This is a genomic window from Cognatishimia sp. F0-27 (assembly GCF_020667845.1).
In the GTDB taxonomy this organism is placed as follows: domain Bacteria; phylum Pseudomonadota; class Alphaproteobacteria; order Rhodobacterales; family Rhodobacteraceae; genus JAFMPQ01.
This window is the reverse complement of sequence record NZ_JAFMPQ010000023.1, coordinates 1-13,567: the sequence shown is the minus strand read 5'-3', so window position 1 is coordinate 13,567 and position 13,567 is coordinate 1. Positions and strand designations below refer to the sequence as shown.

General features: G+C 63.9%; 14 protein-coding genes. 13 read left to right on the top strand and 1 reads right to left on the bottom strand.

Annotated features, from left to right (window positions below; all coding sequences use genetic code 11):
* Window positions 1-7: 7 nt before the first annotated feature.
* Entirely contained in the window at window positions 8-937 is a 930-nt protein-coding gene (miaA, locus tag J1C49_RS13230; RefSeq protein ID WP_227446306.1) for a tRNA (adenosine(37)-N6)-dimethylallyltransferase MiaA, read from the bottom strand.
* 183 nt (window positions 938-1,120) lie between these two features.
* On the opposite strand from miaA, the gene pyrH reads away from it, so the two are divergent.
* The 13 genes from pyrH to lpxB all read left to right on the top strand — a co-directional run.
* Complete coding sequence (gene pyrH, locus J1C49_RS13225; protein ID WP_227446305.1) at window positions 1,121-1,873, top strand: UMP kinase; 753 nt, start codon at window positions 1,121-1,123, stop codon at window positions 1,871-1,873.
* A 182-nt stretch (window positions 1,874-2,055) separates the two neighbouring features.
* Window positions 2,056-2,619 (top strand): ribosome recycling factor, encoded by a 564-nt coding sequence (gene frr, locus J1C49_RS13220; RefSeq protein WP_227446304.1) that lies wholly within the window; start codon window positions 2,056-2,058, stop codon window positions 2,617-2,619.
* 65 nt (window positions 2,620-2,684) lie between these two features.
* Window positions 2,685-3,410 carry an isoprenyl transferase gene (locus J1C49_RS13215; RefSeq protein ID WP_227446303.1) on the top strand — a complete coding sequence of 242 codons (726 nt, stop codon included), beginning with the start codon at window positions 2,685-2,687 and terminating at the stop codon, window positions 3,408-3,410.
* Window positions 3,407-4,195, top strand: a complete 789-nt coding sequence (locus tag J1C49_RS13210) for a phosphatidate cytidylyltransferase (RefSeq protein WP_227446302.1) — start codon at window positions 3,407-3,409, stop codon at window positions 4,193-4,195. The genes J1C49_RS13215 and J1C49_RS13210 overlap by 4 nt, the downstream gene beginning before the upstream one ends.
* 4 nt (window positions 4,196-4,199) lie before the next feature.
* Window positions 4,200-5,375: a 1-deoxy-D-xylulose-5-phosphate reductoisomerase gene (gene dxr, locus J1C49_RS13205; RefSeq protein ID WP_227446301.1), complete on the top strand. Its 1,176-nt coding sequence runs from the start codon at window positions 4,200-4,202 to the stop codon at window positions 5,373-5,375.
* A 52-nt stretch (window positions 5,376-5,427) separates the two neighbouring features.
* Window positions 5,428-6,771 carry an RIP metalloprotease RseP gene (gene rseP, locus J1C49_RS13200; RefSeq protein WP_227446300.1) on the top strand — a complete coding sequence of 448 codons (1,344 nt, stop codon included), beginning with the start codon at window positions 5,428-5,430 and terminating at the stop codon, window positions 6,769-6,771.
* Between the two features lie 219 nt (window positions 6,772-6,990).
* Window positions 6,991-7,122: a hypothetical protein gene (locus tag J1C49_RS21740; RefSeq protein WP_255670707.1), complete on the top strand. Its 132-nt coding sequence runs from the start codon at window positions 6,991-6,993 to the stop codon at window positions 7,120-7,122.
* 209 nt (window positions 7,123-7,331) lie between these two features.
* A complete protein-coding gene (bamA, locus tag J1C49_RS13195) occupies window positions 7,332-9,668 on the top strand; it encodes an outer membrane protein assembly factor BamA (RefSeq protein WP_227446299.1) in 2,337 nt (778 codons plus the stop codon).
* Window positions 9,669-9,741: 73 nt separating this feature from the next.
* Window positions 9,742-10,308, top strand: a complete 567-nt coding sequence (locus J1C49_RS13190; protein WP_227446298.1) for an OmpH family outer membrane protein — start codon at window positions 9,742-9,744, stop codon at window positions 10,306-10,308.
* A 121-nt stretch (window positions 10,309-10,429) separates the two neighbouring features.
* Window positions 10,430-10,891, top strand: a complete 462-nt coding sequence (fabZ, locus tag J1C49_RS13185) for a 3-hydroxyacyl-ACP dehydratase FabZ (protein ID WP_227446297.1) — start codon at window positions 10,430-10,432, stop codon at window positions 10,889-10,891.
* A complete protein-coding gene (gene lpxA, locus J1C49_RS13180; protein ID WP_227446296.1) occupies window positions 10,888-11,676 on the top strand; it encodes an acyl-ACP--UDP-N-acetylglucosamine O-acyltransferase in 789 nt (262 codons plus the stop codon). Before fabZ ends, lpxA begins: the two co-directional genes overlap by 4 nt.
* A 6-nt stretch (window positions 11,677-11,682) precedes the next feature.
* A complete protein-coding gene (locus tag J1C49_RS13175) occupies window positions 11,683-12,483 on the top strand; it encodes an LpxI family protein (RefSeq protein ID WP_227446295.1) in 801 nt (266 codons plus the stop codon).
* Window position 12,484: 1 nt separating this feature from the next.
* Window positions 12,485-13,567: lipid-A-disaccharide synthase (gene lpxB, locus J1C49_RS13170; RefSeq protein ID WP_227446294.1), on the top strand; the 1,083-nt coding region annotated here is incomplete at its 3' end.

Sequence of the window (13,567 nt, the reverse complement as noted above, 5' to 3'; positions counted from 1 at the left end):
CGCGTGGTCAGACCCCGCCGGCGAGGGCGCGGGCGGTCCCGTCGATCCATGTCCAGCCCTGCATACGGGCCCGGAACCAGGTGCGCTGGCGCTTGGCGTATTGCCGGGTGCGGATCGCGGCCCGGTCGAGCGCGGCCTCCAGGCTCAGGTCACCGCGCAGATATGCGATCAGCTCTTCTGCGCCGATGGCCTTGCCGGATGGGCGGGCGGGGTCGAAGCCCGCGCTGTTGGCGGCGGCCTCTTCCAGCGCGCCGGTCTCGACCATCTGCGCGAGACGGCGTTCGATGCGCGGCGTCAGCCATTCGCGGGGGGCGTCGATCACGAAGGCATGAGCGCGGGCCAGCGGCAAGCGGGGGGGCGGTGTCTCGTCCTGCCATGCGGCGAGGCCTCGACCGGTTGTCCTCAGGACTTCCCACGCGCGTTGCACCCGTGCCGGGTTCGCCGCGTCGATCCGTGATCGCGTCGCCGTGTCGATCTCCGCAAGCATCGTGCCGAGCCCGTCCCGCGCGAGGCGGGTATCCGCCTCGGCCCGGATCTCAGGCGGCACCTCGGGTGTGCGGGTCAGACCCTCGGTCAGAGCCGAAAAATAGAGACCCGTGCCGCCCACAATCACCGGCGCGGGACTGCGGGCGAGAAACGGCTCGAGATCCGCGAGCCAGGCACCGACCGAATAGGGCGCATGCCCGGGCACATGGCCGTAGAGGTGGTGCGGCACCCGCGCCTCGTCGGCGCGTGGCGGGCGCGCCGTCAGAACGCGCCAGCTGTCAAAGACCTGCAACGCGTCGGCATTGACGATCGCGCGGCCTTGCCGTTCGGCAATGTCGAGCGCCAGGGCCGACTTGCCGCTGGCGGTGGGGCCGGCAATCAGGACGGGGCGCTGTGGATCGAGCCTGTGGAACGGCATCTCGGCCAGGCGGGCAGGGCGGTCGGCGGGCATGGTCCCTCTGTCCTTGATGTTTCGGGCGTTGCTCGGGTCAGCCGCGTGCCGCGGATCGGCGGGGAGCGGCGCCGCATGCCATTGCGGAGCCAGCGCTTTTGGTTCAATGATGCACGCGATCTTATCCCCGTCGCCGCGGCACGCCAACCCTCGGCGCGCGAACCGACCTCAACGGAGCTCCGGATGACTGACCAAACCGCAGAATCCAAGAAATTCAAACGCGTCATGCTCAAGATCTCGGGCGAGGCCCTGATGGGCGACCAGGGTTTCGGTCTCCACCCGCCGACGGTGGAACGCATCGCGCGCGAGGTCAAATCGGTGCACGACATGGGGGTGGAGATCTGCATGGTGATCGGCGGCGGCAATGTCTTTCGCGGTCTGGCCGGATCCGCTCAGGGCATGGAGCGCACGACCGCCGACTACATGGGGATGCTGGCAACGGTGATGAACGCGCTGGCCATGCAGTCGGCGCTTGAGGGGCTGGGCGTCTTCACACGGGTGATCTCTGCCATCCGCATGGACGAGGTGGCCGAGCCGTATATCCGCCGCCGCGCCGTGCGCCACCTCGAAAAGAAGCGGGTCTGCATCTTTGCCGCCGGCACCGGCAACCCCTATTTCACCACCGACACCGCGGCCACGCTGCGCGCCAATGAAATGGCGTGCGAGGCAATCTTCAAGGGCACAAAGGTCGACGGCGTCTATGACAAGGACCCGATGAAGCATGACGACGCGGTGCGCTATGACGAGATCAGCTATGACGAATGCCTGTCCCAGCATCTCGGCGTGATGGACGCCTCCGCGATTGCGCTGGCGCGGGACAATTCCCTGCCGATCATTGTCTTCTCTCTCGACGAGCCGGGAGGCTTCCGGGGGATCCTCGCCGGTGAGGGGACTTATACGGTGGTGCGCGAGAAACCGCTGCGCGAACGGCGCTGATCGGCGCGACGAGTGGGCTGGCGCCATGCCGGGCCTGAGAGCGCGGGCCGCCGGACCCGGTGTGCCAGACATGCTGCGCCAGACGCGGCTCTGGTCAAGACCGGCGCGGATGCGCTATGCAATCAATCAAACACCCAAGATACCAAGACCGCCGCGGGTGGCACGAGCTGTAGGAAAGAACGATGTCAGACGAATTCGAACTCGATACCGACGATCTGAAACGCCGGATGGATGGCGCCATTGCCAATCTGCGCACGGAATTCGCGTCTTTGCGCACCGGGCGCGCCTCCTCTTCCATGCTTGAGCCGGTGATGGTGGACGCCTATGGCGCGCAAACTCCGATCAACCAGGTCGGCACGGTCAACGTGCCAGAGCCGCGCATGGTGACCATCAACGTCTGGGACAAGGGGCTTGTGGGCAAGGTGGAAAAGGCGATCCGCGAAAGCGGTCTCGGCATCAACCCGCAGCTCAACGGCACCATCATCATGCTGCCGATCCCCGAACTGAACGAGGAACGCCGCCGCGAGCTGACCAAGGTTGCGGGCTCTTATGCCGAAAGCGCGCGCGTATCCGTGCGCAACCTGCGCCGCGACGGGATGGATCAGATCAAAAAGGCCAAGGCGAACGGCTTGTCCGAAGACAACCAGAAATTCTGGGAATCAGAAGTGCAGGATCTGACGGACAGCTACATCAAGAAGATCGACGAACAGCTTGAAACCAAACAAGCCGAGATCATGCAGGTCTGAGCCGCCGCGCCAACCGGACCGCCGATTGTGTGCCGCGCACAGATCTTGCAGACAGGAACTTCTTGATGGTCAAGCCGATCCGACAAACCGATGGTCCCGACCATGTGGCCATCATCATGGACGGCAACGGTCGATGGGCCACACAGCGCGGGCGTCCGCGCCTCTTTGGGCATCACGCAGGCGCAAAGCGTGTGCGTGAGGTGGTCGAAGCCTGTCCCGATCTGGGTGTGAAATACCTGACGATCTTTGCTTTTTCGACGGAGAACTGGAAGCGCACCCAAGTCGAGGTGGCGGGGCTGATGTCGCTGTTCCGGCGCTACATCACCAAGGAAACCCGCGCGCTCAAGGCCGAGAACGTCCGGGTGCGCTTTATCGGGGATCGTCCGCGGCTCGATGCGAAGCTGCGCAAGTTGATGGACGATCTTGAAGAGCACACCTGCCATTGTGATGGCGTGAACCTGACAATCGCGCTCAATTACGGTGGGCGCGACGAGGTGGCCCGCGCCACGCAGCGTCTGGCGCGTGACGTTCGGGACGGCAAGCTCGATCCCGAAAGCATCGACGAGGAAACGCTCCCCCGCTATCTCGATACCTGTGTGTTGCCGGACCCGGATCTGGTGATCCGCACCAGTGGCGAGGCGCGGATCTCGAATTTCCTGCTCTGGCAATCGGCCTATGCGGAATACGAGTTTGTCGAAACGCTGTGGCCGGATTTCGGTGCGGAGGAGATGACGCGGCTGGTCCATGCCTACGGCAAGCGCGACCGGCGCTTCGGGGCGGTGGCGCAATGAGCGCGGGGCCCCGTTGGGAAGACCTGCGCACGCGGCTTGTCTCGGCCGTGGTGATGCTGGTTCTCGGGGTCGGCGGCGTCTGGCTCGGCGGCATCTGGTTTCACGGATTGATTGCCGCTGTTTGCGCTTTGATGGTGTGGGAGCTGGTCTGCATGCTCGACACCGAGCGCTCCCGGAGCCAGTACATCCTCGCCGGTGCGACCTTCGTGGTGGCCATGGTTGCGATCGAGGTGCCGCCTGCCTTTGCCCTGCCAATGATCCTTTTGCCGTCCATGCTTGGTTTGGCGCGCATGCAGACCGGCGGTGTGACCTACGCGGTCTTTACTGCGGCGATCGTGCTTGCGGGCTACGGGATGATGGCGCTGCGTGACGATTTCGGCATGACGTGGATGCTCTGGCTTATCCTTGTGGTGGTTGTGACCGATGTGGCGGGGTATTTCGCCGGGCGCATGATCGGTGGCCCCAAGCTCTGGCCCCGGGTCAGCCCCAAGAAAACATGGTCCGGATCCATCGCCGGGTGGCTTGGAGCGGCATTGGTCGGGGCCATTTTTGCTGGCGCCACCAATGTCGGCATCGGTCTTATCGGCATCTCGATTTCCGTCTCCATGGCCAGTCAGCTTGGCGACATCGCGGAAAGCGCCATCAAGCGGCGCGCAGGGGTCAAGGACAGCTCCGCCCTGATCCCCGGCCATGGTGGTCTGCTTGACCGGTTCGACGGTGTTCTGGGCGCGGCGCTGTTCATCGTCATCGCCGGCCAGATCATCGGCTTCCCGCCGGGGAGCTGATGGCATGAGACGGGTTTCCATCTTCGGTGCGACGGGCTCCATCGGGCAGAACACGATTGATCTGATCGCGCGCGCGCCGGAGGAATACAGCGTTGTCGCGCTGACCGGTGGTGCCAATATCGAGCAACTGGCGCAGGACGCGCGCCGTCTGAACGCGCAGGTTGCCGTGACAGCCTATGACGACAAGCTGGACGCGCTGCGCGCCGCGCTCGAAGGATCCGGGGTCGAAGCCGCCGCCGGGCGCACTGCCCTGATCGAGGCCGCCACGCGACCGGCGGATTGGGTCATGTCGGCCATCGTCGGGTCCGCGGGGCTTGAGCCGGGCTTGCGCGCCTTGCAGCAGGGCGCTGCGCTGGCGCTGGCCAACAAGGAAAGCATGGTCTGTGCCGGGCCCTTGATGCTCGAGACGGCCAAGACACATGGCGGCCGTATCCTGCCTGTGGACAGCGAGCATTCCGCGGTGTTTCAGGCGCTGATCGGCGAAGACATGGCCGCTGTCGAGCGGGTCGTGATCACCGCGTCCGGTGGCGCCTTTCGCGACTGGCCGCTGGAAGCACTGGCCAATGCCACGCCCGCAGAGGCGGCAACGCACCCGAATTGGGACATGGGGCAGAGGATCACGATCGATTCGGCGTCGATGTTCAACAAGGCACTGGAACTCATTGAAACACGTGAGTTTTTCGAGATCGAGCCAAGCCAGATCGAGGCGGTTGTGCACCCTGAGAGCCTCATTCACGCGTTGGTGGGCTTCCGGGATGGCGCGTTGATGGCGCATGTCGGACCGCCGGACATGCGCCACGCCATCGGTTTCGCGCTGCACTGGCCGGAGCGGCGGGATCTTCCGGTGGCGCGGCTGGACCTTGCGGCTTTGGGGCAACTCAATTTCCGCAAGGCCTGCGAGACACGCTGGCCCGCGCTGCGTCTGTCACGGTCGGTGATGGAGACCCGCGGGCTGGCCGGTGCGGTGTTCAACGCCGCGAAGGAACGGGCGCTCGACGGGTTCCTCGACGGGCGCATCGGGTTCACTCAGATGGCGGAGGTGGTCGAGGAGGTCTTGTCCCAGCTTTCGTCCGGCGATGGCCTCACTCCTGCCACGCTCACCCTTGATACGGTCATGCGCGCGGACCATCTCGCAAGGGAGCGGGCCGATGCCATCATGGCACGCCGCGCCGCAAACTGACCATTGATTAACCGGTCGCACGCAGAATGCGACTTGAGAGGGAGCACTTGCTTTGGATCTGACCACGCTCATCCCGCAATTCGGCGGCCTGATCTGGACGCTTCTTGCGTTTGTGATTGCCCTTTCGGTTATCGTCGCGATCCATGAATACGGCCATTACATCGTTGGCAAGTGGTCCGGCATCTATCCCGAAGTGTTTTCGCTCGGCTTTGGCCCTGTGCTCTATTCTCGCACCGACAGCTTCGGCACCAAGTGGCAATTCGCGCTGCTGCCGTTTGGCGGTTACGTGAAGTTTCGCGGGGACGCCAACGCGTCCGGCGGCCGCGACGAGGCCGTTCTGGGCAGCATCGACGAGTCGGACAGGCGCAGCACGATGGACGGAGCACCGCTTTGGGCGCGCACCGCAACCGTGGCTGCCGGGCCGCTCTTCAACTTCGCGCTGTCTATCCTGATCTTTGCCGGCGTCTTCCTGTTCCGGGGCGTTGCGGCAGACCCGCTGACCGTGGGCGAGCTGCGCACCTTGCCAACGCAGCAGGAACTGGTCGAGGGTGACGTGATCCTTGGGATCGAGGGCAAAGCCCCGCCGAGTTTCGACGATCCGGTGGCCTATGAAGCTTTCATGAAGGCATTGCCGCAAGTGCCGCAGCTGACCTATCGCGTCGACCGTGACGGGCGCGAAACAGAGGTGGCCGGCCCTTACGTCTACCCGCCTATCGTGACGCAGGTGGCCCCGCGGTCCGCGGCGGGCGATGCGGGCCTGCGACAGGGCGACGTGATCACCGCGATCAACGGCCAGCAGATCTTTGCCTTCGACCAGCTGCGTCAAGCGGTTGAAGGTTCCGAAGGCGCAACGCTGACCCTCGCGCTCTGGAATGACGGAGCAACCCGCGACGTGGCGCTCACGCCGCGCCGCGTGGACGAGCCGCAGCCTGATGGCGGGTTCGAAACATTCTACCGGATCGGCATCGTGGGCGGAATCGCGTTTGAACCGGCCACCGTATCGCCGGGTGTGTTCGAAGCCACCTGGCAAGGGGTGGTGCAGGTTGGCGAGATCATGCGTGGGTCGCTGTCCGGGCTGTGGCACATGGCCACCGGCGCCATCAGCACCTGCAACCTATCCGGTCCCATCGGGATCGCGGAAACCTCTGGCGACATGGCGAGCCAGGGCGGCACAAGCTTCATCTGGTTCATCGCCGTTCTGTCGACCGCCGTGGGATTGCTGAACCTGTTTCCGGTCCCCGTGCTCGATGGGGGACACCTGGTCTTTTATGCCTACGAGGCCGTGTCTGGCCGCAAGCCATCCGACCGCGCGCTCAAGGTGCTGATGTCGATCGGATTGACGCTGATCCTCGGGTTGATGGTCTTTGCGCTGACAAACGACCTGTTCTGCCCCTGATCGCGTTGCGGATGCGGAATGGGCCGGCCCTACGGTGGGTCGGCCGTTTCGGGTGTGTCCGTCTGCCGCCTCCGGGCTTGATCGCCGGACATCCCGTTGCGCACCGGATGCCGCGCAAAGATCATCCTTGTGCCACGGTTTTGCCCGATTTCGCAGTGCATATGGGTCAAGGCGGCGTGCGCGTGCCGCACAGGCCCATGGCAACCGAAGGACAAGACGATGCAGACAATCCAGGACGGCTATCGCAGCATGAGCCTGCTGGTCCACATCAACTGGGACCGGATGCTGTATATCGCGACGATCGTGGCGGCCTTGTTCGCGGGTGCCTATCTCGGCACCGCCATGCGGTAGCCCCAGCCGTCTCGACCACAACATCTATTCGATGAAAAACCCGGCAAGATCGTCCGATTTGGGCGGTTTTGTTGTGTCTGGCGTTTTGACAACCCCGGTCAATCCCGATACTGAAACCTCAAGGGATGTCTTTATGGATTGGTACGATGGCTGCAGGCTCATTCGCGGGTGGCGCAAGGCGCTTTGAAACAAAGGCTCGTATCGGCCGTATGGCCCGTATTGGCGCCATCACGCTGGCGCTTTCGGGCGGTGTCGGGGCGCTGACGATTCCGCATGTCGCCTATGCCCAGAACTTCAGCTTCAACAGTGTCTCCATCGAAGGCAACCAGCGTATCGAGCCCGCGACGATCCTGAGCTATGCTGGAATTGCGCGCGGTGAGCGGGTTTCCGCTGCACAGCTCAACGATGCCTATCAGCGGATCCTGGCCTCCGGCCTTTTCGAATCCGTCGAGATCGATCCGCAGGGATCGCGGCTCGTGATCCGCGTGGTGGAATACCCGACGATCAACCGCATCTCCTTCGAGGGCAATCAGCGGATCGACGATGAAAACCTTGCCGCGCTCATCACGTCGCAATCGCGGCGCGTCTTCAGCCCGCGGGTGGCCGAGGCGGATGCGCAAACGATTTCCGAATCCTATATCGAGCAGGGCCGTCTGGCGGCTCGGGTCGAGCCAAAGGTGATCCGACGCTCCAACAACCGCGTCGATCTCGTGTTCGAGATTTTCGAAGGCGGCGTGTCGGAGATCGAACGTATCGGGTTTGTCGGAAACGGCACCTATTCGGACAACCGGCTCCGCCGCGTTCTCGACACCAAGCAGGCGGGTTTCCTGCGCGCCCTGATCCGCCGCGACACGCTGATCGAAGACCGGATCGAATTCGACAAGCAGCTGCTACGCGATTTCTACCTCTCGCGCGGCTACGTGGATTTCCGCGTGACGGGCGTGAATGCCGAGCTTGCGCAAGAGCGCGACGGCTATTTCGTGACCTTCAACGTCGAGGAAGGCCAGCAATTCACCGTTGGTGCCGTGACAGTGAATTCCGACCTGCCGGAAGTTGATCTGGACGTGTTCGAAAGCCGGTTGAGGCTGCGCGAAGGTGCGGTCTACTCGCCGCTCCGGGTAGAGAACGAGATCGCCCGCCTTGAGCGTCTGGCTTTGCGCGAAGGTCTCAACTTCGTGCGGGTCGAGCCGCGCATCGAGCGCAACGATCGCGACCTGACGCTGGATGTGGAGTTCGTGCTGACCCGCGGTGAGCGCATCTTTATCGAACGCATTGATATTGAGGGCAATTCCACCACGTTGGACCGGGTCGTGCGGCGACAGTTCGACGTGGTCGAGGGCGACCCGTTCAATCCACGCGCCGTGCGCGAAAGCGCCGAGCGAATCCGTGCTCTGGGGTTCTTCGGCGAGGCTGACGTGCAGGCCCGGGAGGGGTCCAGCCCGCAGCAGGTCATTGTCGAGGTCGACGTCGAAGAGCAGCCTACCGGCGCGCTCAGCTTTGGCGGCTCCTATTCGACGACAACTGGCTTCGGCGCCGCGATCTCCTTCTCCGAGCGCAATTTCCTCGGTCGCGGTCAGGCGCTCGGCCTGAGCTTCAATACGTCCAGCACGGCTCGTGCCTACGCGTTCAATTTCCTTGAGCCGGCCTTCCTCGGTCGGGACCTCTCCTTCGGGATCGATCTCAATTACAACGAGACGGACAATCTCGGGACCGATTGGGACACAACCGTTGGCAATTTCGGCATTTCGCTTGGGTTCCCGGTGTCGGAGAACGGCCGCGTGGGTCTGCGCTACGGTCTGAAATACACCGATCTCGTGTTGCCGGACGATACACCGCTACCGACGGCGGCGGACCCGGAAATCGGCGGGATCATTCGCGCCGAGGCCGATGAAGGCCCGCGTTATGACAGCTTTATCGGCTACACCTACAGCTTCGACACACGCCGGACGGGCCTGAATCCCAACGCCGGAGTGCGGCTCGAGTTTGGTCAGGATTTTGCCGGACTGGGCGGCGACACGACCTATGTGCGCACGTCTTTCAAGGCACTCGGTCAGACCAAGATCCTTAACGAGGAAGTGACCTTGAGGGCCACGCTCGAAGGTGGCGCGCTGAATTTCTCCGAAGGCACCAGCCGGATCACCGACCGGTTCCTGATCGGGCCGAATATCATGCGTGGCTTCGAATATGGCGGGATCGGCCCGCGCGAAATCGGTCCCGGTGTCAACGACCCGCTGGGCGGCAATTTCTACGCCGTGGCGCGGTTTGATGCGGAGTTTCCGCTTGGACTGCCCGAAGAATACGGGCTGCGCGGGGGCCTGTTCTATGATGTGGGGTCCGTTTGGGGGCTCAGCTCTGATACTAAGGACAATGCGCTTGCGGCAAACAAGGTGGTGTCGGATGGCTTTGAAGCGCGTCACACTGTCGGCTTTTCGCTGCTTTGGGACAGCGCCATCGGCCCGCTGCGCTTGAACTTCTCCGAGCCGCTGCAGAAGAACAAGTATGACAAGCCGCTGAACTTCAACCTGACCATTCAGACACAATTCTGAGCCGATGCGCCTGGCCGCTCTTGCTTGCGCGTGGATGCTCGGGCTCTGGCCGGTCATGTCTGCGGCTCAGCCCTTGGCAGGCACCCTTTCCGAAGGCACGGTGCAAAGCCCGATCCTTGTGATCGAGTTTGACCGGGCGTTTGCACAGAGCGCCTTTGGGCAGCGTGTGTTGGTGGAGATCGAGGCGGAAGGCGCAAGCCTCGCGGCCGAGAACCGACGCATCGAGGCCGAACTGACCGAGGAGGAGCGCCGCCTGACCGACGAGCGCGCGGGCATGGAACCGGATGAATTCCGTGCGTTGGCCCGCGCCTTCGATGAAAAGGTGCAACGCCTCCGCCGCGAACAGGACATCAAGGCAAGGGCGCTCAATCAGCGCAGCGAAGACGCGAGGCGGCAGTTCCTCGCCGTCTCGGAGCCGGTGCTTCAGTCCTTGATGCGCGAGAGCGGGGCCGCTGTCATCCTGGAGCGGCGCGCGGTCTTTCTTGCGGCCAATTTCATCGACGTGACCGATCAGGCGGTGGACCGGATCGACAATCAAATCGGTGACGGCGCCGATCTGACACCCATGGCGCAGCCAGAACCGGAGCCAGACAATTCCGGTCTTCCCGCTTTCGAAACACCGCCGGACGAACAGGAGTAACGGGCCGGATTGCCGGGCTTCGACCAGGGGTGCGGAATGCGGCCCATCTCCGGCAGGACCCTTGCCCCGCGCCACGCGCGTTGCTAGGGACTTTGCGACCGCGAATTACAGGACAGCCGTTATGAGTGACACCCATCAAAGCGCCGATATCCAGTTGATCCAGCGGATCCTTCCGCACCGCTATCCTTTTCTTCTGGTGGATCGCGTCGAAGAGATCGCCGGCACCCAAAGCGCGGTGGGCATCAAGAACGTCACCATGAATGAACCGCATTTCCAAGGCCATTTTCCGGGAACGCCGATCATGCCCGGCGTCACCATTGTCGAGGCGATGGCCCAGACGGCGGCGGTGATGGTCGGGGTGGCGCTGGATCTCGCGGACAAGGACATGCTGATCTACTTCATGGCGATCGACAAATGTAAGTTCCGTCGCAAGGTGATCCCCGGCGACCAGTTGCGGATGCACCTGACGACGGTGCGGGGCAAGCCGGGCGGCAAGGTCTGGAAATTTGCCGGCCGCGCCGAGGTGGACGGCGAGATGGCGGCCGAGGTGGAGTTTACCGCGATGATGGACCTGCCGTCGTGACCGAGGCCCGGATTCACCCATCAGCCGTCATCGAACCGGGCGCGAAAATCGGTGAGGGATGTGTGATTGGCCCGTTTTGCCATGTGGGTCCGGATGTCACCCTGCATGATCGTGTCGAACTCAAGAGCCACGTCGTCGTGGGCGGAGAGACAGAGGTCGGCAGCGACACGGTGATCTTTCCCTTCGCGGTGATTGGCGAAATCCCGCAAGACCTCAAGTTTCGCGGAGAGAAAACCCGTCTCGTGATCGGTGCGCGCAACCGCATCCGCGAGCATGTGACCATGAACACCGGCACCGAGGGCGGTGGCGGCGAAACCCGCGTGGGCAATGACGGTCTGTTCATGGCGGGCTGTCACGTGGCGCATGACGCGCGGGTGGGCGACCGGGTGATTCTTGTCAACAACTGCGCCCTGGCGGGACATTGCATCATCGAGGATGACGTGATCGTCGGAGGATTGTCCGGCGTGCATCAATGGGTTCGGGTCGGGCGTGGCGCCATCATCGGCGCCGTGACGATGGTCACCAATGACGTGATCCCTTACGGCCTTGTGCAGGCGCCGCGCGGCAAGCTCGACGGGCTGAACCTCGTCGGTCTCAAACGCAAAGGCGTTGCGCGGTCCGACATCACGGCGTTGCGCGCGGCATTTCAGATGCTGGCGCAGGGCGAAGGCGCGTTTCAGGACCGCGCGCGACGTCTTGGCGACGAAACCCAAAGCGATTACGTGAAGGAAATCGTCGATTTCGTGCTGAGCGCAAGCGACCGTTCCTTCCTGACACCCGGTTGATCGCCCATGCTGGCGTTGATCGCAGGGCGCGGGGCCTTGCCCCTCGCGGTCAGCGAGGCGGTTCGACCCCCCATCGTGATCTGTGCCATGCACGGCTCCTTGCCGGATCGCGTAAAGCCGGACCACGTGTTCCGGTTGGAGGCGCTCGGCGGGTTTCTGGCTTGGTTGCGCCGCAAGGGCGTGACGGAAGTGTGTTTCTGTGGCGCGGTGGACCGCCCGAAGCTTTCGTGGTGGCGGCTTGACCTGCGCACCCTCGCGCTTCTTCCGAGGATCCGGCGCGCCTTGCGCACGGGCGATGACAGCGCTCTGAGGATCGCCATTTCGGTGTTCGAGGATCAGGGGCTGACCGTGCGCGCCGCCCACGAAGTCGCCCCTGAGCTGCTGCCCGTCGCGGGCTGTCTAACGCAGAGGACGCCCGATGCCGGGATACAGGCCGCGATGCGGCTGGGCGATCAGGTGAGCCTTGAACAAGCGCGGGCAGACCTCGGGCAGGCCTGCGTGATCCGGGACGGCACGGTGCTTGTGCGCGAGGCACAGGATGGCACCGACGCGATGCTTGACCGTCTCGCCAGGGAGGCACCCGAAAGCGCCCGCGGCGCGGTGCTCTACAAGGCCCCCAAACCGGGACAGGAGCGTCGCGCGGATTTACCGGTCATTGGGCTGGAAACCGCACAGCGGATCGGCGCGATGGGCTTTGCAGGCATTGTAATCGAAGCGGGGGGCGTCATGGTGCTTGATCAGGAGGCGGTGCTGGCGACGCTGGACGCGCGGGGCGCCTTCCTCTGGGTTCGCGAAAGGCAAGACTGACATGCGGGTATTCATCACGGCAGGGGAACCATCGGGCGACAAACTCGGCGCCGCGTTGATGCAAGGGTTGCAGCAGCGCGTGCCGGATATTCGGTTCGAGGGCATCGGTGGTGACCGCATGCTCGAACAGGGGCTCGAAAGCCTGTTCCCGATGGACGAGATCTCCATCATGGGTATCGCCGAGATCCTCAAGGACTACCGCCATCTCAAGGCACGGATCCGGCAAACCGCCGACGCGGTGATCGAGGCACGTCCGGACGTGCTGATCACCATTGATCTGCCCGAGTTTTCCTTGCGCGTGGCGCGGTTGGTCAAGGCATCGTCCAAGGTGCGCGTGGTGCACTACGTCGCGCCCACGGTCTGGGCCTGGCGACCAAAGCGGGCGCAGAAGATGGCCAGCCACGTGGATCAGGTGCTGGCGCTCTTGCCATTCGAGCCACCTTACATGGAGCGGGCAGGGGTGGCGTGCGATTTTGTCGGCCATCCGGTGGTGATGGACCCCGTTGCAACGCCGCAGGAGGCCGAGGGCTTTCGGGACCGGCATGGCGTTGCCGGCCCGATGGCGCTGGTGCTGCCCGGATCACGCAGGTCTGAGGTCAGCCGTCTGTTGCCCATCTTTCGCGCCGTTGCGGACCGCCTTCATGCCGACCGTCCGGACTTGCGCCTGGTGTGTCCGGCGGCGCGCCCGGTGGCGCAGACCGTGCGCGCAGCTGTCGAGGCCTGGCCTGGTGCGCCAATTGTCATCGATCCCGACGAAGACCACGACGGGGCGCAAAAGCGCGCGGCCTTCCGCGCAGCCGATGTGGCGCTCGCGGCCTCGGGCACCGTCTCGCTTGAATTGGCGGCGGCAGGCACGCCGATGGTGATCGCCTATGATATGAGCTGGCTGTCGCGCCAGATCATCGGGCGCATGTTGCTCGTGGACACGGTCACGCTGGTGAATCTGGTGTCGGAAACCCGCGCGGTTCCGGAATTCATCGGTCAGGCCTGCCGTCCGGGACCCATCGCGCAGGCACTGCTCGACACGTTGGATAACCCGACGGCACAGGATGCGGCGATGGCCGTGACGATGGACCGTTTGGGA